This window comes from Pseudomonas fungipugnans (genome assembly GCF_029955235.1).
GTDB classification, from domain to species: domain Bacteria; phylum Pseudomonadota; class Gammaproteobacteria; order Pseudomonadales; family Pseudomonadaceae; genus Aquipseudomonas; species Aquipseudomonas fungipugnans.
This window is the reverse complement of the sequence record NZ_JARBWL010000001.1, coordinates 2,231,987-2,257,778: the sequence shown is the minus strand read 5'-3', so window position 1 is coordinate 2,257,778 and position 25,792 is coordinate 2,231,987. Positions and strand designations below refer to the sequence as shown.

Genomic DNA, 25,792 nt, shown 5'->3' with positions numbered 1-25,792 from the left:
AGTCAACATTGATGTTGGCTGACACGGCCTCATCGCGAGCAAGCTCGCTCCCACAGGGGGGGTATGGTGTTTGGGAAGTTGTGTTCCAGCCCAAATGCCTACGGCTTTCCCGGAATCCCGTACTTGCGCAACCGATGCGCAATCGCCGTGTGCGAGGTTTGCAGCCGGCTGGCCAGCTGTCGGGTCGATGGGTAGCTGACGTAGAGTTTTTCCAGCAGGGTTTTCTCGAACGCTTCCACCGCCTGTTCAAGACTGTCGACCTCGGTGTCGCTCTGACGCGCCACCGAGGTGCCGGCGATGTCGAGGTCGCCGATGTCCACCAGGCTGCTTTCGCAAATCGCCGCGGCGCGGAAAATCACGTTCTGCAATTGCCGCACATTGCCTGGCCAGCGGTTGCCCAGCAACGCCGGGTAAGTGCCCGGTGCCAGGCGGCAGACCGGGCGCTGAATCTGTGCACAGGCCTGCTGCATGAAATAGCGGGCCAGCAGCAGAATGTCCTGGCCGCGTTCACGCAGCGGCGGGACTTCGACGTTGAGCACGTTGAGGCGATAGAACAGGTCTTCGCGAAACGTGCCTTCGCTGACCATTTTTTCCAGGTCGCGGTGGGTCGCGCTGAGAATGCGCACGTTGACCTTCACCTCACGATCGCCACCGACCCGGCGGAAGCTGCCGTCATTCAGGAAGCGCAGCAGCTTGGCCTGCAAGTACGGTGACATCTCGCCGATCTCGTCGAGAAACACCGTGCCCTGGTTCGCCAGCTCCATCAGCCCCGGTCTGCCGCCTCGTTGCGCGCCGGTAAAGGCACCGGGGGCGTAGCCGAACAGTTCGCTTTCGGCGAGGTTCTCCGGCAATGCCGCACAGTTCAGCGCCAGAAACGGTGCACTGTGGCGAGCGCTGATGGCGTGGCAGGCGCGGGCGACCAGTTCTTTGCCGGTGCCGGTTTCGCCTTGAATCAGCAACGGTGCATCCAGGGTCGCCACGCGCTGGGCACGGGCCTTGAGCGTGCGGATCGCCGGGGACTCGCCGAGCAAGGCGTCGAAGCCTTCGGCGTGGTCGTGGTGCAGCGCCGAGAGTTGTTCGCCGATGCGATTGGGCTGGTACAGCGTCAGCAGAGCGCCGGCATCGGTGATCGGTGTCGCGTCCAGCAGCAGGGTCTGGCCGTTGACGGTGATTTCGCGCAGCGGCAGGCGAAAACCGTTTTCCAATAGCGCTTCAAGCAGCGCCGGATCGGCGAACAGCTCGGCGACGCTTTCACCGGCCGGTTCGCGGCCGTACAGGGCGATCAGTGCCGGGTTGGCCAACAGCACTTTGCCGGCGCTGTCCAGCGCCAGTACCGGGTCAGTCATGGCGGCGAGCAAGGCATCGAGCTGCAAGTGCCGGCGCTGGCCGGGCAGGATATCGACCACCGTCACCGCTTGCACGCCATGCACGCTGAACAACGCATCGCGCAATTCTTCGAGCACTTGCGGGCTCAGGGTCGGGGCGTCGATGTAGACGTTGGGCGGCACCATTTCCACCGCATCCAGATTGAGATTACGCCCACCGAGCAGGGCCAGGACTTCCTGGGTGATGCCGACGCGGTCGATGAAACTGACGTGGATACGCATGGGGCGGTTTTTGATTCTGCAATGCGGAGGGTGGCCAGTATGCCTTGGAGGAGGGGGTTAGGTGAAATCTGGCGCAGATCCTCGGCATGGCGAAAATCCCCTGTGGGAGCGAGCCTGCTCGCGATAGCGGTGTATCAGCAGGCATCAATGTGCCTGACACTCCTCTTTCGCGAGCAGGCTCGCTCCCACAGGTTCAGTGTTCACTCTGATGAATGTGTTTACTCCAGATGCTCAGGCTTCACCGGATCGCCGGATTTCACATCCAACTGCTTGCGCACATCCTCGAACATTTCGTCGTAGGTCTTGTGCATCGAGGCGATGTTCGCGGTAGCAGGCATGCCGTGCTTCTGCGCGATCTGCATGGCATGGCGGGCAAAGTCGAAGGCCTGGTCCTTGGGCAGGAAGAACTCTTCCTTCAGGTCCTTGCCCTCGATGCTGCCGTGCATCTTGAACAACATCCCTTTGCCTTCCCTGGGATCGTTGGTGACTTCGTAGTCGATGCACAGGTTGTAGCTGTAATCGTCTTTATTCAGCGCGTGGCGCTCGATATGCAAGTGACCGGGTTCGAACATGGCCATAAGCGTTTCTCCTTCGAAGGCATTGGAGAAGGGCAGACCACAGGCCTGCCCCTGGAGTTTCTTATAAGTAGGTGATGCCCGGTTTGGCCGTGCTGATCCGGGTTCCGGCGGTGCCCTGGACGATGGCCTCGATGTCCGAGAGTGAGCCGATCACCGCGGTTTTGCCAGTGTGGCGGGCGAACTCGCAGGCAGCCTGGACCTTCGGCCCCATGGAACCGGCAGCAAAGCCGAGTTTTTCCATTTCGTCCGGGTGGGCCTGGCCGATGGCTTTCTGGGTCGGTTTGCCGAAGTCGATGTAGGCGGCGTTGACGTCGGTGGCGATCACCAGCAAATCACTTTCAAGCTGTTCGGCCAGCAGCGCCGAACACAGGTCTTTGTCAATCACCGCTTCGACGCCCTTGAGCTTGTGGTTCTCGTCATACATCGTCGGGATGCCGCCACCGCCGGCGCAGATCACGATGCTGCCCTTGTCCAGCAGCCACTTGATCGGGCGAATCTCGAAGATGCGTTTGGGTCTGGGGCTGGCCACCACGCGACGGAATTTGTCGCCGTCCGGGGCAATCGCCCAGCCTTTTTCGGCGGCCAGCGCTTCGGCTTCGGCTTTGGAGTAGACCGGGCCGATGGGTTTGCTCGGGTTCTTGAAGGCTGGGTCGTTGGCGTCCACTTCGACCTGGGTCAGCAGGGTGGCGAACGGCACTTCGAAGTCCAGCAGGTTGCCCAGTTCCTGTTCGATGATATAGCCGATCATGCCTTCGGTTTCGGCACCGAGCACGTCCAGCGGGTAAGGGGAGACCGAGGTGTAGGCCGCCGCCTGCAGCGACAGCAGGCCGACTTGCGGGCCATTGCCGTGGGCGATGACCAGTTGATTGCCGGGATGGATCCGGGCGATCTGTTCGGTGGCGACGCGGATGTTGGTGCGTTGATTGTCCGCGGTCATGGGTTCACCACGGCGGAGCAGGGCGTTACCGCCCAGAGCAACGACGATACGCATAGTGCAGTCCTTCTAAAGAGAGGCCTTTGTAGGCGCCGGGCTTACTCGCGATGCAGGCGACTCGGTTACCTGTTGAAACCCGGTCACTGTGGGAGCTGGCTTTGCCTGCGATGGCATCACCTCGGTCTATCTGACAGACCAAGGCGATGCCATCGCGGGCAAGCCCGGCTCCCACAGGAGAGCAAATAGCGATAGCTATCAGATATCCGCCAATGCCGACACCAGGATGGCCTTGATGGTGTGCATGCGATTTTCCGCTTGCTCGAAGGCGATGTTGGCGGGTGATTCGAAGACTTCTTCAGTCACTTCAACGCCACCGGCCAGGTGCGGATAACGGGCGGCGATGTCCTTGCCGACCTTGGTTTCGCTGTTGTGGAAGGCCGGCAGGCAGTGCATGAATTTCACCCGTGGGTTGCCCGAGGCCTTCATCATCTTGGTGTTGACCTGGTACGGCAGCAGTTGCTCGATGCGCTCGTCCCACGCTTCCACCGGCTCACCCATCGACACCCAGATGTCGGTGTGGATGAAGTCCACGCCCTTGACCGCTTCTTTCGGGTCTTCGGTGATGGTGATGCGTGCGCCGCTTTCTTCGGCGAAGGCCTTGCACTGGGCAATGAAGTCGGCGTGTGGCCACAGCGCTTTCGGTGCGCCGATGCGCACGTCCATGCCCAGTTTGGCGCCGATCATCAGCAGCGAGTTGCCCATGTTGTAGCGTGCGTCGCCCAGGTAGGCGTAGCTGATGTCATGCATCGGCTTGTCGCTGTGCTCACGCATGGTCAGTACGTCGGCGATCATTTGCGTCGGGTGGAATTCAGCGGTCAAACCGTTGAACACCGGCACGCCGGCGAACTTGGCCAGTTCTTCGACGATTTCCTGTTCAAAGCCACGGTACTCGATGGCATCGAACATCCGGCCCAGGACGCGGGCGGTGTCTTTCATGCTTTCCTTGTGGCCGATCTGCGACGACACCGGGTCGATGTAGGTGACGTGAGCACCCTGGTCGTGGGCCGCGACTTCGAAGGCGCAACGGGTGCGGGTCGAAGTTTTTTCGAAGATCAGGGCAATGTTCTTGCCTTGCAGGTGTGGACGCTCGGTGCCGGTGTACTTGGCGCGTTTGAGGTCGCGGGACAGGTCGATCAGGTAGTTGAGCTCGCGAGTGGTGTGGTGCATCAAGCTCAGCAAGCTGCGGTTACGCATGTTAAAAGCCATTTTGGATCTCCTTGGGTTTCGGTTATCCGCCTGCTTCACGCGTTATGGGCGCGAAGCAGGGCATACGAATCAATAGTCGATGGGGTCGCGAATGATCGGGCAGGTCATGCAGTGGCCGCCGCCACGGCCGCGTCCGAGTTCGCCGGCGCTGATGGTGATGACTTCCACACCGGCCTTGCGCAGCAGGGTGTTGGTGTAGGTGTTGCGGTCGTAGCCGATCACCACGCCCGGTTCCAGGGCCACCACGTTGTTGCCGTCGTCCCACTGCTCGCGTTCGGCGGCGAAGCTGTTGCCGCCGGTTTCCACCACGCGCAGGGCCTTGAGGTTCAGGGCTTGGGCCACGGTGTCGAGGAAATTGGTTTCTTCGCGGCGGATGTCGATGCCGCCGGGTTTGCTCTCGTCAGGGCGCAGGGTGAACGCAACGATCTGGCTCACCACTTCCGGGAAGACGGTCACCAAGTCGCGGTCGCAGAAGCTGAACACGGTGTCCAGGTGCATCGCGGCGCGGGATTTCGGCAGACCGGCAACGATCACTCGCTCCACGGCTTTGTGCTTGAACAGGTTCAGCGCCAGCTGGCCGATGGCCTGGCGGGACGAGCGTTCGCCCATGCCGATCAACACCACGCCGTTGCCGATGGGCATGACGTCGCCGCCTTCGAGCGTCGAGTTGCCGTGTTCCTGATCCGGGTCGCCGTACCAGACCTGGAAGTCGGCGTTGGTGAACTCGGGGTGGAATTTGTAGATGGCGCTGGCCAGCAGGGTTTCCTGACGGCGCGCCGGCCAATGCATCGGGTTCAGGGTCACGCCACCGTAGATCCAGCAAGTGGTGTCGCGGGTGAACTGGGTGTTGGGCAGCGGCGGCAGAATGAAGCTGGAGTGGCCGAGGAAGTCGCGGAACATCTCGATGGTCTTGCCACCGAAACTGGTCGGCAGGTCATCGGCGGACACGCCGCCAATCAGGAACTCGGCGATCTTGCGCGGCTCCAGGCTGCGCAGCCACGAGCTCGTTTCGTTCACCAGGCCGAGGCCAACGGTGTTGGCGGTGATCTTGCGCTCAAGAATCCAGTCCAGCGCTTCGGGGATGGCGACGATGTCGGTCAGCAGGTTGTGCATTTCCAGTACATCGACGTTGCGTTCGCGCATCTTGGTGACGAAATCGAAGTGGTCACGCTTGGCCTGGGCGACCCACAGCACATCGTCGAACAGCAGTTCGTCGCAGTTGTTCGGGGTCAGCCGCTGGTGGGCCAGACCTGGGGAGCAAACCATGACTTTGCGCAGTTTGCCGGCTTCGGAATGTACGCCGTACTTCACTTTTTCCGTGGTCATTACAGTGATCCTCCAGATTGAAACAATCAGCAATTACAGAGTCAGGAAACCCGCATACAGCCCGTAGGCAGCCACCAGGGCGCCGACGACGACGGCCGCGAAAATCAGCTTCTCGACATTGGTGAAAACCGGTTTGCCCACTTCCATCTTGGCCTTGGCGAACAGGATCGCGCCGGGGGCATAGAGCAGGGCGGAGAGCAGCAGGTATTTGATGCCGCCGGCATACAGCAGCCAGACCGCGTAGATCACGGCAATGGCGCCGATGACCAGGTCTTTCTTGCGTTCGGCCAGGGCGTTTTCATAGCTCTCGCCGCGCACCGCCAGCAGCAGCGCATAGGCCGCCGACCACAGGTACGGCACCAGAATCATCGAGGTGGCGAGGTAGATCAGCGACAGGTAAGTGCTGGCCGAAAACAGGGTGATGATCAGGAACAGCTGAACCATGGCGTTGGTCAGCCACAGGGCGTTGGCCGGCACATGGTTGGCATTTTCGCGGCGCAAAAACGCCGGCATGGTGTGGTCCTTGGCGGCGGCGAACATGATCTCCGCACACAGCAGCACCCAGGACAGCAGCGCGCCGAGCAGGGATATGATCAGGCCGATACTGATCAGCACCGCGCCCCAGTGACCGACCACATGCTCCAGCACGGCAGCCATTGACGGGTTCTGCAACTTGGCCAGTTCTGGCTGAGTCATGATGCCCAGCGACAACACATTCACCAGCACCAGGAACAACAGCACGGTGATGAAACCGATGACGGTGGCTTTACCCACGTCGCTGCGTTTTTCCGCGCGGGCCGAGAAGATGCTCGCGCCTTCGATGCCGATGAACACCCAGACGGTGACCAGCATCATGTTGCGCACCTGGTTCATCACGCTGCCCAGGCTGGTGTTTTTACTGCCCCAGATGTCAGCGGTGAAGATGTCCAGTTTGAAGGCGAAAATCGCGATCAGCACAAACAGCACCAGCGGCACGACCTTGGCGACGGTGGTCACCAGGTTGATGAACGCCGCTTCCTTGATGCCGCGCAGGACCAGGAAGTGCACGGCCCACAGCAGCACGGAAGCACCGACCACTGCGGCAACCGTGTTGCCTTCGCCAAAAATCGGGAAGAAATAACCGAGGGTGCTGAACAGCAACACGAAGTAGCCGACGTTGCCCAGCCAGGCACTGATCCAGTAACCCCAGGCGGACGAGAAGCCCATGTAGTCGCCGAAACCGGCCTTGGCGTAGGCATAGACACCGCCGTCCAGGTCAGGCTTGCGATTGGCGAGGGTTTGAAAGACGAAAGCGAGGGTCAACATGCCGACAGCGGTAATCGCCCAACCGATCAGCACGGCACCGACGTCGGCACTGGCGGCCATGTTCTGCGGCAAAGAGAAGATCCCGCCACCAATCATTGAGCCAACAACCAGTGCCACCAGGGCGCCAAGTCGCAGTTTTCCGGGGGATTCAGACATTGCATGACTCCAGTGCAGGAGAAGAGAGACAACAGAGTAAATCTGTTAGCAGTTCAATCAGCTGACCTAGATCAGTGCATGGGCACATTCCATTGTTAATGAAAGACTTATGAACTATTTACGGGCATAACTGTACTGAGTGAAAAGCCCGGTCCAGACGCTTCGGTTCAGAACAAACGGTAATGACTCCTATCGCGTGGAGCTGTTGAAGCTAGTTCGTTTTCACGAATTGGCAAATTTCCGCATCTGTTTTCAGTACAGAATTGATTTATTGGTTTAAGCGCACAAAACTGCTGGCGAGCTCTATGCGGATAGATTGATCGGTTTTCAATAACATAGAGTTGTTGGCGTTATGAATAAACGACTTGAAGCTTTATCTATTTAGTTAAAGCCTTGCAATGGTGGCGAGGGAGCTTGCTCCCGCTGGACTGCGTAGCAGACCCTTTTTTGGGGGCCGCTTCGCGCCCCGGCGGGAGCAAGCTCCCTCGCCACACGTTTTGCGTCAGGCCCTGTAAAGCACATTGAAAAAAGGAAAGAGGCCGTCATGTCGCAACCGACACAAAAACTTCGCTTGAGTGCGCTGATCGCGCTGGTGGTCGGGTCGATGATTGGTGGCGGGATTTTTTCATTACCGCAGAACACGGCGGCACGGGCCGATGCCGGGGCGATATTGATCGGTTGGGCGATCACCGCCGTCGGCATGCTGACCCTGGCCTTCGTGTTCCAGACCCTGGCCAACCGCAAGCCGGAACTGGACTCCGGTGTGTACGCCTATGCCAAGGCCGGGTTCGGCGACTACATGGGCTTTTCATCCGCCTGGGGTTACTGGATCAGCGCCTGGATGGGCAGCGTCGGTTATTTCGTGCTGCTGTTCAGCACCCTCGGGTATTTCTTCCCGGCCTTCGGCCAGGGCAACACGCCGATTGCCATCGGCTGCGCTTCGCTGCTGTTGTGGTCGGTGCATTTCCTGGTGTTGCGCGGGATCAAGGAGGCGGCGTTCATCAATCAACTGACGGCTGTGGCCAAGATCGTGCCGCTGATCATGTTCATCGTGATTGCCGCCGTGGCGTTCAAGACAGACGTCTTTACCCGCGACATCTGGGGCCACAGCAACCCGAGCTTTGGCGGGGTGATGGACCAGGTGCGCAACATGATGCTGGTCACCGTCTTCGTGTTCATCGGCATCGAAGGCGCCAGCGTTTACTCGGCCCGGGCCGAAAAGCGCACAGATGTGGGCCGGGCGACCGTCATCGGTTTTCTCGGGGTATTGGCGCTGCTGGTGCTGGTGAACGTGTTGTCGCTGGGCATCATGAGTCAACCGGAACTGGCCGCCTTGCAGAATCCGTCGCTGGCGGCGGTGCTGGAACACATCGTCGGGCCCTGGGGCGCGCTGCTGATCAGCGTCGGTCTGGCGGTATCGCTGGTCGGGGCGTTGCTGTCGTGGGCATTGCTCTGCGCCGAGATCCTTTTCGCCACCGCCAAGGACAAGACCATGCCGGCGTTCCTGACCCGGGAAAACGCCAACCATGTGCCGGTCAACGCGCTGTGGATGACCAACGGCATGATCCAGATTTTCCTGTTGATCACGCTGTTTTCCGCCGGCACCTACACCAGCCTGATCTACCTCGCCTCCTCGATGATTCTGGTGCCGTACCTGTGGTCGGCGGCCTACGCCGTACTGCTGAGCGGGCGCGGCGAAACCTATGAACACGCCTCGGCCGAACGCACCAAGGACTTGCTGATCGGCGGCATCGCCCTGAGCTATGCCGTGTGGCTTTTGTATGCCGGCGGGGTGAAATACCTGCTGCTGTCAGCGCTGCTGTATGCGCCGGGGGTGATTCTGTTTGCCAAGGCCAAACGCGAGCAGGGCGAGCCATTGTTCACCCATGTCGAGAAGGGGATCTTTGCCTGTGTCGTCAGCGGGGCAGGGTTGGCCGCGTATGGGCTGTATAGCGGGTTGCTGTCGCTGTGAACGTGCGACTCGACTATCAGCCGCCCTATGACTGGCCGGCGATGCTTGGCTTCTTGTCGGCGCGGGCGATTGCCGGAATGGAAACCGTGGTCGATGGCGTGTATTCGCGCAGCATCAGCTTGAACGGTGTTCACGGTTCCTTTTCGATCAAGCCAGGTATTGGCGACGGGCTGGAGGTGACGCTGGACTTCCCCGATCCCGGCGCCGTACCGCAGATCGTGGTGCGATTGCGGCGGATGTTTGATCTGGATGCCGATCTGCCGTTGATTCATCGGCAACTGGCGGTTGATCCACTGATGGAAAGTTTGATCGCCCAGCGTCCGGGACTGCGGGTGCCAGGGGCGTGGGACGGGTTGGAGCTGGCGATTCGTGCGGTGTTGGGGCAACAGATTACTGTCGTCGCTGCGATCAAATTGGCGGGGAAACTGGTGGCGCAATATGGCGCACCATTGCGTGCGCCGCAGCCGGGCTTGAGCCATGTGTTTCCCGATGCGGCGGTGTTGGCGGCGGCGGATCTGGCGACGCTGGGCATGCCCAAAAGCCGTGGGCGAACGCTGTCTGGCGTGGCGCAGGCATTGCTTGATGATCCGTTGTTGTTTGAGCCGGGGCGGGCCGATGGCGTGGCACGGTTGCGGGCTTTGCACGGGATTGGTGACTGGACGGCGCAGTACATCGCGTTGCGCCAGTTGCGGGATCTGGATGCGTTTCCCGGTGGCGATGTGGGGTTGATCAATGGGTTGGCGGCGCTGGAGGGTCAGCCTGTGACGGCTCGGGAGTTGTTGCGCCGGGCTGAGGATTGGCGGCCGTGGCGGGGGTATGCGGCGCAGCTTGTTTGGACTTCTTTGAGTCGGGCTGATTGAGCTGATCTGGAGTGTGTGGTGATTGAGCGGGCAAGCCCGCTCCCACAGGTGATCGCGTTTCTCCAGATGAACTCGGTCAAATGTGGGAGCAAGCTCTCCCACAGGTGACCGGGTTCTAGGGTGGAATGCCATCAAGTGTGGGAGCGAGCCTGCTCGCGAAAGGGCCGGTTCAGTCACCACCACTGTGCGCGATGCGCACCCAATTCCGTTGCCGGCAATGCCCACTGCACCGGCGTCCCACTGATCCTCAGCGGCACCTGCAATCGATGCGCCGGCCCCCACGGTGTCTGTTCAATCAACATCCCCTGATCCTGTTCATCCTCAGCCCGCAACGGCTCATCCGTCCCGGCACCTTGCTCGATCAACAGCTTCGCCGTACGCGCCAATGACAGCCGCGCCGAACCACCGCTGGCCAACAACTTGATCGCACTGGCCGCCATCAAGTACCCGGTCGCGTGATCCAGCGCCTGCACTGGCAGCGGTGTCGGCTTGTCCGCTTTTTTCCACTGCATGCCAGCCTCGGCAATCCCGCTGCTCATCTGCACCAGACTGTCGAAGCCGCGCCGATGCTGCCACGGGCCGCTCCAGCCGTAGGCATTGAGGCACACGTCGATCAGGCCGGGTGCCAGGCGCTGGCGTTGCTCGGCGCCGTAGCCCAAACGCTCCAGGGCGTCGGCGCGGTAGCCGTGGAGCAGGATGTCGGCGTCCTTGAGCAGGCTTTCAAACACGGCGCGATCCGCCGCATCGTGCAAGTCCAGCCGAGCACAGCGTTTGCCCAGGGTGATTTCCGGGACCACGCCAGGTTCGTTCCAGGTCGGTGGGTCGATGCGCAGGACGTCGGCGCCCAGCCCGGCGAGGAAGCGACTGGCGATTGGGCCGGCGAGTACACGGGTCAAATCCAGTACCTTGATTCCGGCCAACGGTTGCGCCACCGAACCTTGCCACGGCGTGCTGCGTGGCTGGCTGGCTGCGGTGAATTGCACCAACGGTTCGGCGTTCACCGCGAGGCCCTGTGGATGAGCCTGCCACTGTGCCCAACTGCGCATCTCGGCGGCGCAACCACCGGCCTCGACCACGGCGTGCTCCAGATCGGTTTTCGCCCACTGCGCGACTTTGCTCGCCATCGCGGCGCGGTCGGCGCAGGCCCCAAGCACGCTTTGGGCGGCGACACGGTGATGAGGGGCGTTGGTGTGCAGGCGAATCCAGCCATCCTTGGTCGCGTAGTCACCGGCAATCGGGTCCCACAACGGCGGCACGTTCCAGCCTGTCGGGCGGATCGAGGAGGCAAACCAGAAAGAGGCGAGGCGGCGGTCGACTTCGAGCGTGGGCAGGCGAGCGGTTTGCTGGTGCAGCAGTTCGCTGGCGGCTTGGCCGGCGACGGCGATGCTGGCGCAGGCCAGGTCGGTAACGGCAAACGCCGAGGGCAGGGCGCCGCTCGAGGTGAACGGAATCGGGGTGTGCGGCAAGCCGAGTGCGGCTTGAATGGACGTGAGTAAATCAGTCATCGAAGGCCCTCCGGGGTGAGGGCTCGATGATAGATCAAAAAAAAGATCTGCCAGATGAATTCCCCCGATGCTCTGTCTTGCACTCAATCCTGTGGGAGCGGGCTTGCTCCCACAGGGGGGACTGTGGTGTTCCTTTAAACCCGGAACTGATCCATCAATTTCATCTGGTGGGTGGCCAGTGCATTGAGCTGGCTGCTGATCTGCGCTGATTCGGTGGCCTGGCCGGTCAGGGTTTCGGTAACGGTGCGGATCGCCGAGACGTTGCGGTTGACCTCTTCGGCCACGGCGCTTTGCTGTTCAGCGGCGCTGGCGATTTGCAGGTTCATGTCGCTGATCACCGTCACCGCGTCACTGATTTTACCCAGTGCCTGGACCGCTTGCTGGATCTGCCCGGCGTTGCTGTGGGCCTGGGTCTGGCTCGAATGCATGGTGGCGACAACGCCGCGAGTGCCTGTCTGTATGCGCTCGATGACGATGCGGATTTCCTCCACCGAATCCTGGGTGCGTTTGGCCAGGTTGCGCACTTCGTCGGCCACCACGGCAAAGCCGCGACCGCTTTCGCCGGCACGGGCTGCTTCGATCGCTGCGTTGAGCGCCAGCAGGTTGGTCTGCTCGGCGATGCTGCGGATCACTTCCAGTACCGATCCGATCTGCTCGCTGTTGACCGCCAGTGCCTCAACTTCGGTCACTGCCTTGCTGACTTCATCGGCCAGCAGATTGATGTCGTGGGTGCTGCGCTCGATGATCTGCATGCCGTCACGGGCTGACTGATCGGCACCTTTGGCGGCGTTGGCAGCATTCGAAGCGCTGTTGGCGACGTCGTGGGCGGTGGCGCTCATTTCGTTGGAGGCGGTGGCTACCTGGTCGATTTCGCGGAACTGCACCTGCATGCCTTCGCTGGTCTGACGGGCGATTTCCGAAGACTGATCGGCGGTGGTGCGTGCGTCGGTAATGCTTTGCTTGATCTGCGCGATGGTCGGTTGCAGTTTGTCGAGGAAGCGATTGAACCAGCTCACCAGTTCGCCCAGTTCGTCCTGCTTGCTGTAGTGCAGGCGTTGGGTCAGGTCGCCGTCGCCGCTGGCAATTGCCTTGAGCATTTGGGCCACGCTGTTGATTGGCCGGGTCACGCCGGAGGCGGTGAGCCAAATCAGCAGCAAGCCGACCAGCCCGGCGGCGATCGCCACCAGCAGCGCCTTGATCAGACCGCTTTGTTGCGCGTCATCGAGTAGCGTTTGCAGTTTCACCGAATCCGCCAGCAACACTTGCTTGGGCAGGTCGATCACCACGCCCCAGGCTTTCGAGTCGCTGATCGGGCTGACCGGGTACACCGCGCGGATCAGGTCGCCTTGTTCGAGAATTTTCGGTGTGCCGCTGGCGAGCAGTTGCAGCACGTCCTTGCCGTCGGCGCCCAAGGTGTCGCCCATGCTTTTGCCGACCTTGCTGGCGTCGACACTGAAACCGGCGAGTACGCCGCTGCCGGAGACGATCAGCATGTGCCCGGCACCGTTGAACAGGTCGCGCTGGGAATCCACGGCTGCCGCTTGCAGGGCGTCGAGGGCGATGTCCACACCGACCACGCCGATGGCCTTGCCGTCCACCAGCAGCGGCACGGAAATAGTGGTCATCAACATTTCCTTGCCGGCGACCGTATCGGCATACGGGTCCAGCAGGCAGGTGCGCTTGTTGTCGCGAGGGCAGGTGTACCAACTGTTATACGGCGTGCCGCTGACGCTCAGGGTGGTTTTGGTCATGTCGTCTTCGACCATGACCGTGTTGATCCCGGCGCCACCGGCACGGCTCCAGTAACTGGCGAAACGTCCGGCCTCGTTGGACTGACGCGCCGCATCGTTGACGAACTCGCTGTCCTTGCCATCCAGGCCGTTGGGCTCGAATGCCAGCCAGATCCCCAGCACCTTGCTGTTGCGCTCGAAGGCGGTTTTCAGGCTCTGGTTCAGTTCCTCACGCAGGTCGCCAGCGGCCAGTGAGCGCTTGGCGGCCAGGGTCCGCATGTCCTTGATCTGGTCGGCCAGGGCGGTCACCACCAGCAGGCTTTCGCCAAACGTCTTCTGCAACCGCACCGCCTGCTCGGCAGCCTTGGCCTGCAGCAGGTTCTGCACGCTGTTGGTGAGCATTTTGCTGCTGGAGGCGCTGACCAGTTCGTCATTGCGGCTGGTCTGGTACAGGTTCATGCCGACGATCAGCGCAACGACGCCGAGCAGGCACAGACCCGAGAGCAGGACGATTTTCAGGCGGATGGACAGAGCGTCGAACATAGGGCGAACTCGCGAATGGATGGCTGATTAGCTGTGAGCCGGGATGACTCGTGCCGCCAAATCCATTCAGCGCCTTACCCGAAACATCGGCTTGCGGTGCGTTTGCATGAGACAGAGCCGATGAGCGGTCATCAGTTCGTCATCGACGCCCATGTCGGTTATGTCGAGCGTTCAATGAAGTTCACACGATACATATGTACCGCCTTTTACACAGCGAGCAGCGCTTGAATACAGATGCCCACTTCGGTGGAACTCTTCCGGAAGTTTTTTGCTTCTGGCATCTGGTTTTAATAATGAGAAAGTCATCATGCGGATTATTGACGTTAAAAGTACCGGGTTACGCTCGGTGTTATTGTTTTGGGGCGTGTTGTTGGCGGCAGGTTCGGCACCGGCGATGTCTTTTTTGAGCACGGCAGCGATTCCGGTCGTGGCCTCTTACCTACCGGCAGCGGCAACGGTATTGCCGGACAAACTGAATACCCTTGAGGACCGTCTGGCTGACGAGGCGGATGTGAAGCATTACAGCTTTGTGGCGTTACGGGGGCAGGATGTGTGGATCCATGCGGGGGGGAGCAAAGGCGCGACATTGACGCTGGAATACCAAAGCGATGGAAACTGGGCGGCTATCCCTTGGGGAACACCTTTTACAGTGTCTGGCTTACAGCCGAATCAGGAAGTCCAGGTTCGCATCTCGAAGACGCCGTCTGTTCCGTTCGTGACGGGTGATTCTTACACCCTTGAGTTTGGTTCGGCGCCTTATTATGACGGCAGTCTCGTGCAGGGCGACGCCAGTCAGTTGCCGCTGTACTGGGCGACTACACAGGCCTACAGAGTCTTGAACTGGTCGGTCCGGTTGAGGGACTCGACAGGGCAGGCGCTTGAAGGCGCTACGGCTACTTTGATATTGAACAAGGGGGCGGGGGAGGTCCGCTTCGCCCTCATAACCGACAGCACTGGTAACGCTGAGGGTGTCATACAGTTGGGCCGGTGTCATGGAGGTTTGAAGTCCGATCCTTTCTGGACCCGCAGTGGCAAGTATCACTATCAGTGGGAGGTTGAATACAACCGGGGGTATTGGTTGATCGAGGTTCAAGGCAAAGCGGCTTCGGGAGTGGGAGGCCCCAATGTGCCGAACGTGTCATTCGCTCATATCTGTTATCAGCGGATGTTGCGAAACTAACGCTGTCACGCACCCGGCAAAGCGGTTGGGCATATTCGCTTTCCCGGGTGTTATCAAACGATCAGGCCTCGATGTGCAGCCCCTGTTTCTTCTCGTGCTGCTCAATGTTTGCACTTTTATTCAATTGATCCAGCCAAGAGTCTGTTTTCCCCATGTGTAGCGCGCCTTTGTTCAATAATAACCCATAGTCAATCAGCTTATGGAAATTACTCAGGTTCACTTTTACCTTGCCTTCGAACTGTTGCTTATCCATCTGGACCAGCTCAATCACGACTTTGGCGTGTTTGAGGGTCAAGGATTGTAAGTCTTTGGTCCCGTTCAGCAGGGTGTTCATTATTTCTTCTTCTTTGGTATCCAGGGTGTTGGGGGGCGAAGTTACTTTCAAACGACCGTCTTCGTCCACCGTGAAGCCGGTTACTTTATCGGCCAGGTCGGGCCATTTGCTCCGCAGGTCTTGTTTGAATTCGGAGTAAATTCCTTCCATTTTGCGGAGTGTTTCTCCTGCGTGGAACTCTTTAGACCGAAAGCATCCAAACCTAACTGCATTTTTTCTATCATTATCTAGTCTAACGCTATGGAGGTTTTCGGGCGTCTTCAAGAACTCATCCAGCTCATCGAGTTCTTCGATGGTAATTTCTATTATTACTGTAGGGTGCATGAGTTTCTCTATGGTCAACATCACCCTTCCCTCATCTATTACCGGACCTTCGATTTTCTCAGTCAGGTTTTTTTCCATGCTCGCTTTCGCTATTTGCGGATACGGAGTTTGAAAGGATGCAGCGCTGCTTATATTCATATCAATTTCTCATTGTAGGGGGTTCCATGTTGCTTAACGGCCAGACCCGGAAATGGGTGACCTGATAAACACGTAGGAATATTCCGAACAATAAGTAGGCAGTTTCGAAAGTGCTGTGGCTGGCTGTTATTGGCAGGTGTTCAGAAGTGTCAGGATACTTGCGGCAGTGACTCTGGCCGCGACCAGATCCACAGATTGCCCAGGCTCATGCCGGCAATCGCCAGGTAAATCGGCCAGCCGTGATCGAGCATCACCAGCATCAGGCCTGCACACAGCAGCATGCTGACGGTGGCGCTAACCTTGGCCTTGCGGGCGATGATTTTGCCGTTGCGCCAGTTGCACAGGATCGGCCCGAACAACCGATGGTTTTCCAGCCAGGCGCTCAGACGCGGCGAACTCTTGGTGGCGGCCCAGGCGGCCAGCAGAATGAATTCGGTGGTTGGCAGGCCCGGCACGATGATGGCGATCAGGCCGATGCCCAGGCTGACGTAGGCGAGGAGGCCGAAGAGGAGGCGGGCGAGTTTGGAGGAGGCTAGGTGAGGCATGGGGCTTATGGTGACCAGTGTGGTGCACGATCGGCAAGTGTTGATTGGGTCTTGCGGTGTATCCAGAACCATTGTGGGAGCTGGCTTGCCTGCGATTGCAGTATGTCAGCCGACAGGGATGTCGACTGATCCACCCCCATCGCAGGCAAGCCAGCTCCCACAGGGGGATTGGTTTCGTCAGGCGAGTTCCGGGGTATACGCCTGTTCCAGCAGCACGGTGAAGCGGGTGAACGCATCGACGGCGGCTTGTTCTGCTTCGGCTTCTTCCTCGGCGCTGAGTTCCAGGCCATCGAGGGTTTTCACGAAGCGCTTCCAGCCTTCAGCACGGCCACCGGCCGGCTCGCCCAGATGGCGGGCGCCAAAGGTTTCGCTCAAGCCCAGCCCCACTGCACGCTTGATCAGGAACGCGGCTCCCAGTTTCGAGCCTTCGGACACGAACAACCAGCCCAGCGCCGCAGCCTTGGTTGGATTTTTCACCGCACCGGCCACTGGCGCCGGTACGTCGGTGTCCAGATCCGCCAGGTCAGCCTTGGCCGCTTCGGCACGGCAACGGGCCGGCAGGTCCGGGACGATGGCGGTCAGTTCAGCATCGTTGTACAGCGACACCAGTTCCGACTGGAACAGGTACTGAGCGACGACGAAGCGCGCGAAGTTGGCCTGGGTTTCAAACGGTGCGTGGGCTTTGACCAGAGCATCGAGCCGGGTGTGCGGCTCGTTGGTGATCTGGTTCAAACGTTGTGAACGCAGAGCAGGGCGTTGAGCAGTGTCCTGAGTGGTCATGACAAATCCTTGAGAAAAAGAGGCGCTTGGTAACGAGACGAACAAGAAGGCGCCTGACAGTAAAAAAACCTCACTGCGCGGTGGGTTGAAACCGCGCAGTGAGGGATCGTGGATCAGATATCCCAGACCAGATTGATCGCGAAGTTGCGACCCGGCTGGGTCAGGCGATCAAGGTTGGCCGGGCTCAATACCGCCGCTTCGCCCACGCTGTCGTAGCCGCGCACGTCATCCCACAGCCAGTACTTCTTGTCGGTCAGGTTGTAGACGCCGGCGCTGACGGTCACATCGTCGGTCACTTTGTAGAAACCACTCAGGTCGAGGATGCCGAAGCCCGGCGACTTGAACTGGCTGCTGACGCCGTCCGGCGATTTGAAGTTGCTGTCGTCGACGCGGTCCTTCTTTTTCACCAGGGTCCAGCTCAGCAGGGTGCCGTAGTTGTCCTGGTCGTAGCCCAGGCCCAACACGCCGGTCAGCGGGTTGACGCTGTTGATCGGCTCGCCAGTGTCGTTGTTGCGACCGTAGGCGTAAGCCACCGAACCCTTGGTGTACAGGCCTTGGGGTGCGCCGAAGGCATCGAGGTTCAGGCGACCTTTGACCTCCGCGCCCTTGATCGTGGCGTGCTTGATGTTGTTGCTCTGGAAGGTCATCTCGTTGTAGCCGGGCGTCACGGCATCTTCGTTGATGAAGTCGCGGTACTTGTTATAGAACACTGCCACGTCGAACGAGCCGGATTCGAAATTGCCGCGCAAACCGGTCTCGAAGCTCTTGCTCTTTTCCGGTTCCAGGTTCGGGTTCGGTGCCACGTTGTAGCCGATGATGGAGTTCTCGTAGCGGCCGTACAGCGCCTTGGCGGACGGCGTGCGGAAACCTTCGGCGTACTGGCCATACCAGGTGTACTGGTCGGTGAGGGCGTAGGTCAGGCCGAATTTCGGCGACACTTTATGCCAGGTCTTGTTCTCGTCGCTGACGGTGCCTTTGCCATCGGGATTGACGGTGTTGAGGAATTCCTGGGTGATGTGCGGCTTGAGCTGGGTGTAGTCGTAGCGCAGGCCCGGCAGGAAGGTCCACTTGTTCCAGCTGATCTGGTCCTGGGCGAACAGGCTGTAGGTGTTGATGGTCGGGTCCGGGAAGTCGCTGGATTTTTTCAGCACATCCGCCGGGCTGACGGCGCCGATGGCGGTACAGCCGCGGCCGACCGCCACGCAGGTGCCGTTGCCGCTGCGCGAACCGGTGACTTTCTGTTGCTTGATGGTGGTGCCGTAGGTCAGCAGGTGTTCGGTGTCGGCGATGCTGAAGGCTTTATCCAGCTGCGCGTCGAAGACCCACTGTTTCTCTTCATAAACAGTGTCCCGGGTACGCAGCACCTTGCGCGACATCGGGTAGTAATACTCTTCGGTGCTCTGATCGGTTTTCGCGACCTGGTGGTTCAGGCTCCACTTGACGTTGTCCGCCAGCAGGCTGTTGAGCTCGAAGCTGTTTTGCAGACCGAAACGCTCGCGGGTAACGGTGTCGTTGCCGGTTCGCCACTGATACATGCCACCCGGCAAGCCAGGGATAGCCGGCTTGCCGTTGTCGTAGGGACCGCCGTAGGCGCTTTTCTGATCGGTATCGCGATCGTCCTTGTACTTCTCGTAGGTCAGGCCCAGACGCGAACCGTCGCCGTAGTTCCAGCCGAGTTTGGCCAGTACGTTAGTGGTTTTCACGTCTTCCGGGTTGGCGGCGGTACGTTCCAGACCGATGCCGTTATTGCTGCCATAGGACTCGGTTTCGTGACCGTCGCGCTGGCTCAAATGCAGCAAACCGTCGAACTGGTCGGCGCGGCCGGCGATGGTGGCGGATTTCAGCCAGCTGTCGTCGGCGGAGCTGTAGCCGGTCTTGAGGCGGGCGCCGACATCGTTGCCGGGCTTGATGATGTCGTCCGGATCGAGGGTGAAATAACTGACCGCACCGCCGATGGCATTGCTGCCGTACAGCACCGAGGCCGGGCCGCGAAGAATTTCGACGCGCTTGATGATTTCCGGGTCGACGTAGTTGCGCTGGGTCTTGGCGTACGGACCGTTGAAGAAGCCGTCCGGTATTTCGACGCCGTCGACCTGGGTCAGGATGCGGTCGCCGTCGATGCCGCGAATGTTGTAACCGCTGATGCCGCCACGCTGACCGGCGCCGCCCACCGAAACGCCCGGCTCGTAGCGCACCAGTTCCTTGATGGTGTTGACGTTGTTGCGGTCCAGCTCGTCGCGGGTGTGCACGGTGACGGTGGCCGGTACGCTGTCGATGCTTTGTTCCTGGCGAGTGGCGCTGATGGTCACCTGTTGCAGGTTGAGCGAGCCGCTGTTGGCGCGGCGTTCCAGCACGATGTTGTTATTGCTCAGCTTGCGATAGCTCAGGTTGGTCCCCACCAACAGGCGATCCAGGGCTTTTTCCGGTGGCAGTGAACCGCGCACGCCCGGCGAGGAAACGCCTTGCGCCAGTTCGGCTGGCAAGCCGACCTGCCAGCCTGTCACGGCGGTAAACGCGTTGAGCGCCGAGACCAAAGACTGCTGTGGAATGGCGAACGCGTAGTCGCCCATGTTGTGGCTCGGCTGGTCGGCGGCCGTGGCGGCCATCAACGGTGTGGCCCCGGCCATCAGGATGGCGGCGGTCAATAGTGACAATACGCGAGAAGGTGAAGAGGACTGGCGGGTAAGGCGAGAGGACATCGATAACGCTCCGTGTCGCACGAATCTTTATAGGTGCTGATTGGCATATCGAGATGCGAATCAATTGCATTGGCTATAACTAGACGAACGAGCTTCAGCTATCGAGTAAAAATAATTATCATTTAGTTCAGGATCATCAGGGACGGAAATTCCTGCAGTCGCGCCGAAGTGATATGGGCCAGCGAGCGGACAACATCCAGCGGCTGATCGAGTCGGTAATTGCCGGTGACGGCGACATCGGCCAACTGCTCGTTATTGTTGATGATCCAGCCTGGATAGTAGCGACGCAGTTCCGCCAGTACCTGGCTCATCGGGCAGTTCTCGAACACCAACCGGCCCTGGACCCACGCAAGGTCAGTGGCCGCATCGAGTTTGGCCGGGCGGTCGAAGCCGTTCGGACCGATGCGAATGCTTTCGCCGGCCGACAGCCGTACCCGCGTGTCGTCCCGGGTCGCGCGCAAATCCACGTCACCGCGCTGCACCTGGACTTGTGCGATGCCGTCAAGGTAGCGCACGGCGAACGTGGTATCACGCACGCTGGCCTTGACCGGGCCGGCATCGATTTCCAGTGAGCCGGGGCGATTGGCGGGCACCTCGAAAAACGCTTCGCCCTGATACAAACGGGCTACGCGCTGGTGATCGTTGATGGTGCTGGAAAACGCCGAGTTGGTGTTGAGCAGGACTTTCGAACCGTCCTCCAGTTGCAGACGCTGGCGCTCGCCGACCACCGTCAGATGATCGGCCTGAATGCGCATTGGCAGATTGGTGAAACTGAACAGGCCGAGCACCAGCACGGCCGCGGTGGCCAGCGGTTTCCAGTGCAGGCGCAGGCGCGACAGCATGGTCACTGTTGCAGGCGCGGCGGCAAGATTTTGTGCGCACAGGCTGATTGGCGGACTGTCCCAGATCATCTGGGCCCTGGCGAACGCCTCGGCGTGCAGCGGATCGGCGACCAACCACTGGTGAAATGCCCGGGCCTGTTCCTCGCTCGGGCTGCCCATCACGATCAACCAGTCCAGCGCCTGGTCCATCGCCTGTGCAGGGTCCCGCGCCGGGTCGGGCGTTTGGGAGCGGTGGGTGTCGGTCACGGTGTTTCCTCGGCAGTGTCTGTGCACCGCTGTTTTTTAGTCAGCTTGAAAGTAGCGCAAGGGTAGCAAAGCCTGAGCGTGCGCGCAGTTGATCAACGGTGTTGAGCAGCCGCTGCTGCAGACTCAATCGCCATTCAACCGTTGCGCCACGCCGATGCAGATCGCCATGATCAGCTTCAATTCCTTTTGCACGGTGCTCAACGACACACCGAGTTGTTCGGCGATTTCCAGGTAGCTGTGGCCGTGCAGGCGACTGAGGATGAAGATCTGCTGCTGACGCGGGCTCAACTCACCGAGACTCAGGTTCAGGCGTTCCAGCAGTTGTTCGGCGTGGGCAGCGTCTTCGGCGCTGCTGGTGGGTGCGGCAATACTTTGCACCACGTCCAGCGGCACATCGTCGACCAGGGTGCGTGACTGAATGCGCCGCGCACGCAAATGGTCCAGCGCCAGGTTGCGGGCGGTCTGGAATACGAAAGGTTCAAGGTGATCGATGGCCCGTTCACTCAGCGCCCGCGTCACGCGCAGATACGTTTCCTGCAGCAGGTCTTCGGCGGTGCTGTGATTGTTGACCATCCGCTCCAGGGTTCGCAGCAACGAGAGGCGCTGGGCGATGAAGACGTGATTGAAGCGCGATTGACTCACGGGAGGACCTGATCCATTTTTAGCGAATGATAATGCTTATCATCTGCTCGAATGGTCAAGCGCTGATTTGTGACCGCGATGTAACACCTTCAAACCTGTGGGAGCCGGCGTGCTCGCGAAGAAGGCGTGTCAGTCGACGCGAATGTTTACTGACACACCGCTTTCGCAAGCAGGCTCGCTCCCACAGGGGGCCGTGGGTTATTCCGCGTTACACAGCGCCAGGCAGTTATCCAGCATGCGGTTGGAGAAGCCCCATTCGTTGTCGTACCAGGCCAGCACCTTGAGCAGCTTGCCGCTGACTTTGGTGTGGTTGGCGTCGAAGATCGACGACAGCGGGTTGTGGTTGAAGTCGCTGGAGACCAGCGGCAGGGTGTTGTAACCAAGGATTTTCGAGTGCTGGCTGGCTTCCTTCAGCAGCGCATTCACTTCATCAGCCGACGCTTCGCGCTTGAGTTGCACGGTCAAATCCACCAGTGACACGTTGATCACCGGCACACGCACGGCCATGCCGGTCAGTTTGCCTGCCAGTTCCGGCAGCACCAGGCCCACCGCTTCAGCGGCGCCGGTTTTGCTCGGGATCATGTTCTGGGTGGCCGAACGCGCGCGGTACGGGTCGGTGTGATAGACGTCGGTCAGGTTCTGGTCGTTGGTGTAGGCATGAATGGTGGTCATCAGACCGCTTTCGATGCCCAACTCGCGGTGCAGTATCTGGGCCACCGGGGCCAGGCAGTTGGTGGTGCACGACGCGTTGGAAATAATCTGGTGCGACTGGCGCAGAATGTCGTGGTTGACACCATAAACCACGGTGGCATCGGCGCCTTTGGCCGGGGCCGAGATAATCACTTTGCGGGCGCCAGCGGTAATATGCGCGGCGGCTTTGGCGCGGTCGGTGAACAGACCGGTGCATTCGAACACCACGTCAATTTTCTCGGCAGCCCAGGGCAGTTCCGCCGGGTTGCGGATGGCGCTGACCGAGATGCGGTCGCCATTGACGGTCAGGCTTTCGTTGTCGTGCTGAACATCGGCGTCGAATGTGCCGTGAACGGTGTCGTACTTGAGCAGATGTGCATTGATCGAGCTGTCGCCCAGGTCGTTGATGGCGACGATCTGCAGATCCTGTCGATAGCCTTGGGTATACAGTGCGCGCAGGACGTTACGGCCGATACGGCCAAAACCATTGATTGCGATTCGAAGAGTCATTTACAGCGCCGCCGTGGTTTTGTTGTTGGAATTACAAGATTATTCGCATAAAAATAGAAAACAAGCCTTTTTAATGGCAATATTTTGTTCAATCTACAACGAGTGACCTGAATCAACTGGTCCGATCGATCAAGAAAACCGTCCGTCATCCCATCGACACCGGTCCTTGATCAGCATAGACAATCAGGTCGCCACATCCGTTAGCCTGGAGTTCTACACATGCATCCCCGCGTACTTGAGGTCACCGAACGGCTTATTGCCCGCAGCCGTGCAACCCGTGAGGCATACCTTGCGCTCATTCGCGGCGCCGCCAGCGATGGCCCGATGCGCGGTAAGTTGCAATGCGCCAACTTTGCCCATGGCGTGGCCGGGTGTGGCACCGAGGACAAGCACAGCCTGCGGATGATGAACTCCGCCAACATCGCTATTGTTTCGTCTTATAACGACATGCTCTCGGCGCATCAGCCGTACGAGGTCTTTCCCGAACAAATCAAGAAAGCCCTGCGCGAGATCGGCTCCGTCGGTCAATTCGCGGGCGGCACTCCGGCCATGTGCGATGGCGTGACGCAGGGTGAGCCCGGCATGGAGCTGAGTCTGCCCAGCCGCGAAGTGATCGCGCTGTCCACCGCCGTGGCGTTGTCCCACAACATGTTCGACGGCGCGCTGATGCTGGGCATCTGCGACAAGATCGTGCCGGGCCTGATGATGGGCGCGTTGCGTTTCGGCCATCTGCCGACCATCTTTGTGCCGGGCGGGCCAATGGTTTCGGGGATTTCCAACAAGCAGAAAGCCGATGTGCGCCAGCGCTACGCCGAAGGCAAGGCCAGCCGCGAAGAGCTGTTGGAGTCGGAAATGAACTCCTACCACAGCCCCGGCACCTGCACCTTCTACGGCACCGCCAACACCAACCAGTTACTGATGGAAGTCATGGGCCTGCACTTGCCGGGTGCCTCTTTCGTCAATCCGAACACACCGTTGCGCGACGCCCTGACTCGCGAGGCGGCGCATCAGGTCACGCGTCTGACCAAGCAGAACGGCGACTTCATGCCCATCGGCGAAATCGTCGACGAGCGTTCGCTGGTCAACTCCATCGTGGCCCTGCACGCCACCGGCGGCTCGACCAACCACACGCTGCACATGCCGGCCATCGCCATGGCGGCAGGCATTCAGCTGACCTGGCAGGACATGGCCGATCTGTCCGAGGTGGTGCCGACCCTGAGCCACGTCTACCCGAACGGCAAAGCCGACATCAACCATTTCCAGGCAGCAGGCGGCATGTCGTTCCTGATCCGCGAACTGCTGGAAGCGGGCCTGCTTCACGAAAACGTCAACACTGTGCTGGGTCATGGCCTGAGCCGTTACACCGTGGAGCCGTTCCTCGATAACGGCGAACTGGTATGGCGCGAAGGCCCGATCGAGAGCCTCGACGAAACGATTCTGCGTCCGGTGGCACGCGCATTCTCCCAAGAAGGCGGCCTGCGGGTGATGGAAGGTAATCTCGGTCGCGGTGTGATGAAGGTCTCGGCTGTGGCGCTGGAAAACCAGATTGTCGAGGCGCCAGCGATGGTGTTCCAGGACCAGCAGGACCTGGCCGATGCGTTCAAGGCCGGTTTGCTGGAGAAGGATTTTGTTGCCGTCATGCGCTTCCAGGGCCCGCGTTCCAACGGTATGCCGGAGCTGCACAAGATGACGCCGTTCCTCGGCGTGTTGCAGGATCGCGGCTTCAAGGTCGCACTGGTGACCGACGGGCGCATGTCCGGCGCCTCGGGGAAAATCCCGGCGGCCATTCACGTCAGTCCCGAAGCTTATGTCGGCGGCGCTTTGGCGCGGGTGCAAGAGGGCGATATCATCCGCGTCGATGGCGTCAAAGGCACCCTGGAGCTTAAGGTGGACCCTGACGAATTCGCAGCACGCACCCCGGCCAAGGGCCTGTTGGGCAATAACATTGGCAGCGGTCGCGAACTGTTCGGTTTCATGCGCATGGCTTTCAGCTCGGCAGAGCAGGGCGCCAGCGCCTTTACTTCTGCCCTGGAGACGCTTAATTGAAACTGGCTTTGGTCGGTGACATCGGTGGGACCAACGCACGCTTCGCGTTGTGGAAAAACCAGCAACTGGAATCGATCCAGGTGCTGCCGACGGCGGAACATACCAGTCCGGAAGAGGCCATCGGCGTCTACCTGACTGGCCTCGGCCTCAAGCCGGGCGCCATTGGCTCGGTGTGCCTGTCGGTGGCCGGGCCTGTGAGCGGTGACGAATTCAAGTTCACCAACAACCACTGGCGCCTGAGCCGCAAGGCGTTCTGCCAGACCTTGCAGGTGGACCAGTTGCTGCTGGTCAACGATTTCTCGGCCATGGCACTGGGCATGACCCGTTTGCAGCCAGACGAGTTTCGGGTGGTCTGCGAAGGCACGCCGGAGCCGTTGCGCCCGGCCGTGGTGATCGGGCCGGGCACGGGGCTGGGTGTGGGCACGTTGCTGCACCTGGGCGAAGGCCGTTTCGCGGCATTGCCGGGGGAGGGCGGTCACGTTGATTTGCCCTTGAGCAGTTCGCGTGAAACCCAGCTGTGGCAACACATCTTCAATGAGATCGGGCATGTCAGCGCCGAGACCGCGTTGAGCGGCGGCGGGCTGCCCCGGGTTTACCGGGCGATCTGCGCGGTAGATGGTCATGAGCCGCAGTTCGACACCCCGGAAGCCATCACGGCGGCAGGGCTGGCCGGTGACCCGGTGGCGCTGGAAGTGCTGGAGCAGTTCTGCTGCTGGCTCGGCCGCGTGGCGGGCAACAACGTGCTGACGGTCGGTGGGCGCGGCGGTGTGTACATCGTCGGCGGGGTGATTCCTCGGTTTGCCGATTTCTTCCTCGAAAGCGGTTTCGCCCGGTGTTTTGCCGACAAGGGCTGCATGAGCGACTACTTCAAGGGCATTCCGGTGTGGCTGGTGACAGCACCGTATTCCGGGCTGATGGGTGCGGGTGTGGCGCTCGAGCAGGCTTGATACCGAGTCGCCTTTATCGCGAGCAAGCTCGCTCCCACATTGGTTTTGTGTCGATCACATGACCCCTGTGGGAGCGAGCTTGCTCGC

The 25,792-nt window shown here is 60.2% G+C and carries 19 protein-coding genes and 2 pseudogenes; 5 read left to right on the top strand and 16 right to left on the bottom strand.

Annotated elements, in window-relative coordinates:
* Nucleotides 1–98: 98 nt before the first annotated feature.
* The 6 genes from POF45_RS09140 to arcD (POF45_RS09115) form a co-directional block, all read right to left on the bottom strand.
* On the bottom strand, nt 99–1,607 hold the full coding sequence (locus POF45_RS09140; protein ID WP_282315555.1) for a sigma-54-dependent transcriptional regulator: 1,509 nt from the start codon (nt 1,605–1,607) through the stop codon (nt 99–101).
* A gap of 218 nt (nt 1,608–1,825) precedes the next feature.
* Nucleotides 1,826–2,185 (bottom strand): DUF5064 family protein, encoded by a 360-nt coding sequence (locus POF45_RS09135; protein ID WP_259496029.1) that lies wholly within the window; start codon nt 2,183–2,185, stop codon nt 1,826–1,828.
* Nucleotides 2,186–2,246: 61 nt separating this feature from the next.
* Nucleotides 2,247–3,176 (bottom strand): carbamate kinase, encoded by a 930-nt coding sequence (gene arcC / locus POF45_RS09130; RefSeq protein ID WP_282315554.1) that lies wholly within the window; start codon nt 3,174–3,176, stop codon nt 2,247–2,249.
* Nucleotides 3,177–3,374: 198 nt separating this feature from the next.
* A complete protein-coding gene (locus tag POF45_RS09125; RefSeq protein WP_259496027.1) occupies nt 3,375–4,385 on the bottom strand; it encodes an ornithine carbamoyltransferase in 1,011 nt (336 codons plus the stop codon).
* 69 nt (nt 4,386–4,454) lie between these two features.
* Entirely contained in the window at nt 4,455–5,711 is a 1,257-nt protein-coding gene (gene arcA / locus POF45_RS09120) for an arginine deiminase (protein WP_259496026.1), read from the bottom strand.
* Nucleotides 5,712–5,744: 33 nt separating this feature from the next.
* Entirely contained in the window at nt 5,745–7,172 is a 1,428-nt protein-coding gene (gene arcD, locus POF45_RS09115) for an arginine-ornithine antiporter (RefSeq protein ID WP_259496024.1), read from the bottom strand.
* A 544-nt stretch (nt 7,173–7,716) separates the two neighbouring features.
* Between arcD (POF45_RS09115) and arcD (POF45_RS09110) the strand changes: the two genes are divergently transcribed.
* Both arcD (POF45_RS09110) and POF45_RS09105 read left to right on the top strand, forming a co-directional pair.
* Complete coding sequence (arcD, locus tag POF45_RS09110; RefSeq protein ID WP_259496023.1) at nt 7,717–9,144, top strand: arginine-ornithine antiporter; 1,428 nt, start codon at nt 7,717–7,719, stop codon at nt 9,142–9,144.
* Nucleotides 9,141–10,004, top strand: coding sequence for a DNA-3-methyladenine glycosylase family protein (locus POF45_RS09105; protein WP_259496021.1), 864 nt, complete (start codon nt 9,141–9,143; stop codon nt 10,002–10,004). The genes arcD (POF45_RS09110) and POF45_RS09105 overlap by 4 nt, the downstream gene beginning before the upstream one ends.
* 173 nt (nt 10,005–10,177) lie before the next feature.
* On the opposite strand, the gene POF45_RS09100 is transcribed toward POF45_RS09105, so the two are convergent.
* From POF45_RS09100 to POF45_RS29850, 3 genes and pseudogenes are all read right to left on the bottom strand, one after another.
* Nucleotides 10,178–11,509: a CoA transferase gene (locus POF45_RS09100; RefSeq protein WP_282315553.1), complete on the bottom strand. Its 1,332-nt coding sequence runs from the start codon at nt 11,507–11,509 to the stop codon at nt 10,178–10,180.
* Between the two features lie 134 nt (nt 11,510–11,643).
* Nucleotides 11,644–12,159: pseudogene (locus POF45_RS29855) on the bottom strand (methyl-accepting chemotaxis protein); the annotation flags it as partial.
* 342 nt (nt 12,160–12,501) lie between these two features.
* A pseudogene (locus POF45_RS29850) lies at nt 12,502–13,518 on the bottom strand (methyl-accepting chemotaxis protein); the annotation flags it as partial.
* A gap of 571 nt (nt 13,519–14,089) precedes the next feature.
* On the opposite strand from POF45_RS29850, the gene POF45_RS09090 reads away from it, so the two are divergent.
* Nucleotides 14,090–14,962, top strand: coding sequence for a hypothetical protein (locus tag POF45_RS09090; protein WP_282315552.1), 873 nt, complete (start codon nt 14,090–14,092; stop codon nt 14,960–14,962).
* A 61-nt stretch (nt 14,963–15,023) separates the two neighbouring features.
* On the opposite strand, the gene POF45_RS09085 is transcribed toward POF45_RS09090, so the two are convergent.
* From POF45_RS09085 to gap, 7 genes are all read right to left on the bottom strand, one after another.
* On the bottom strand, nt 15,024–15,758 hold the full coding sequence (locus POF45_RS09085) for a hypothetical protein (protein ID WP_282315551.1): 735 nt from the start codon (nt 15,756–15,758) through the stop codon (nt 15,024–15,026).
* A gap of 149 nt (nt 15,759–15,907) precedes the next feature.
* Nucleotides 15,908–16,303 carry a YbaN family protein gene (locus tag POF45_RS09080; RefSeq protein ID WP_259496013.1) on the bottom strand — a complete coding sequence of 132 codons (396 nt, stop codon included), beginning with the start codon at nt 16,301–16,303 and terminating at the stop codon, nt 15,908–15,910.
* A gap of 177 nt (nt 16,304–16,480) precedes the next feature.
* Nucleotides 16,481–17,083, bottom strand: coding sequence for a biliverdin-producing heme oxygenase (locus tag POF45_RS09075; RefSeq protein ID WP_282315550.1), 603 nt, complete (start codon nt 17,081–17,083; stop codon nt 16,481–16,483).
* Nucleotides 17,084–17,196: 113 nt separating this feature from the next.
* Nucleotides 17,197–19,782: a TonB-dependent receptor gene (locus POF45_RS09070; protein ID WP_282315549.1), complete on the bottom strand. Its 2,586-nt coding sequence runs from the start codon at nt 19,780–19,782 to the stop codon at nt 17,197–17,199.
* Nucleotides 19,783–19,904: 122 nt separating this feature from the next.
* A complete protein-coding gene (locus POF45_RS09065; RefSeq protein ID WP_282315548.1) occupies nt 19,905–20,870 on the bottom strand; it encodes a FecR family protein in 966 nt (321 codons plus the stop codon).
* Nucleotides 20,871–20,993: 123 nt separating this feature from the next.
* Nucleotides 20,994–21,512 carry an RNA polymerase sigma factor gene (locus tag POF45_RS09060; RefSeq protein WP_259496006.1) on the bottom strand — a complete coding sequence of 173 codons (519 nt, stop codon included), beginning with the start codon at nt 21,510–21,512 and terminating at the stop codon, nt 20,994–20,996.
* Between the two features lie 198 nt (nt 21,513–21,710).
* Complete coding sequence (gene gap, locus POF45_RS09055; RefSeq protein ID WP_259496004.1) at nt 21,711–22,712, bottom strand: type I glyceraldehyde-3-phosphate dehydrogenase; 1,002 nt, start codon at nt 22,710–22,712, stop codon at nt 21,711–21,713.
* A gap of 219 nt (nt 22,713–22,931) precedes the next feature.
* Here gap and edd point away from each other — a divergent pair, with 219 nt between their 5' ends.
* Nucleotides 22,932–24,758 (top strand): phosphogluconate dehydratase, encoded by a 1,827-nt coding sequence (edd, locus tag POF45_RS09050; RefSeq protein ID WP_259496002.1) that lies wholly within the window; start codon nt 22,932–22,934, stop codon nt 24,756–24,758.
* Nucleotides 24,755–25,705, top strand: coding sequence for a glucokinase (locus POF45_RS09045; protein WP_259496001.1), 951 nt, complete (start codon nt 24,755–24,757; stop codon nt 25,703–25,705). The genes edd and POF45_RS09045 overlap by 4 nt, the downstream gene beginning before the upstream one ends.
* The last annotated feature ends 87 nt before the right edge of the window (nt 25,706–25,792 follow it).

Bases quoted from the DNA above. Each gene is read 5' to 3' on its own strand.
- POF45_RS09140 (WP_282315555.1), bottom strand. From the start codon at position 1,607: ATGCGTATCCACGTCAGTTTCATCGACCGCGTCGGCATCACCCAGGAA.
- POF45_RS09135 (WP_259496029.1), bottom strand. From the start codon at position 2,185: ATGGCCATGTTCGAACCCGGTCACTTGCATATCGAGCGCCACGCGCTG.
- arcC (WP_282315554.1), bottom strand. From the start codon at position 3,176: ATGCGTATCGTCGTTGCTCTGGGCGGTAACGCCCTGCTCCGCCGTGGT.
- POF45_RS09125 (WP_259496027.1), bottom strand. From the start codon at position 4,385: ATGGCTTTTAACATGCGTAACCGCAGCTTGCTGAGCTTGATGCACCAC.
- arcA (WP_259496026.1), bottom strand. From the start codon at position 5,711: ATGACCACGGAAAAAGTGAAGTACGGCGTACATTCCGAAGCCGGCAAA.
- arcD (WP_259496024.1), bottom strand. From the start codon at position 7,172: ATGTCTGAATCCCCCGGAAAACTGCGACTTGGCGCCCTGGTGGCACTG.
- arcD (WP_259496023.1), top strand. From the start codon at position 7,717: ATGTCGCAACCGACACAAAAACTTCGCTTGAGTGCGCTGATCGCGCTG.
- POF45_RS09100 (WP_282315553.1), bottom strand. From the start codon at position 11,509: ATGACTGATTTACTCACGTCCATTCAAGCCGCACTCGGCTTGCCGCAC.
- POF45_RS09090 (WP_282315552.1), top strand. From the start codon at position 14,090: ATGCGGATTATTGACGTTAAAAGTACCGGGTTACGCTCGGTGTTATTG.
- POF45_RS09085 (WP_282315551.1), bottom strand. From the start codon at position 15,758: ATGAATATAAGCAGCGCTGCATCCTTTCAAACTCCGTATCCGCAAATA.
- POF45_RS09080 (WP_259496013.1), bottom strand. From the start codon at position 16,303: ATGCCTCACCTAGCCTCCTCCAAACTCGCCCGCCTCCTCTTCGGCCTC.
- POF45_RS09075 (WP_282315550.1), bottom strand. From the start codon at position 17,083: ATGACCACTCAGGACACTGCTCAACGCCCTGCTCTGCGTTCACAACGT.
- POF45_RS09070 (WP_282315549.1), bottom strand. From the start codon at position 19,782: ATGTCCTCTCGCCTTACCCGCCAGTCCTCTTCACCTTCTCGCGTATTG.
- gap (WP_259496004.1), bottom strand. From the start codon at position 22,712: ATGACTCTTCGAATCGCAATCAATGGTTTTGGCCGTATCGGCCGTAAC.
- edd (WP_259496002.1), top strand. From the start codon at position 22,932: ATGCATCCCCGCGTACTTGAGGTCACCGAACGGCTTATTGCCCGCAGC.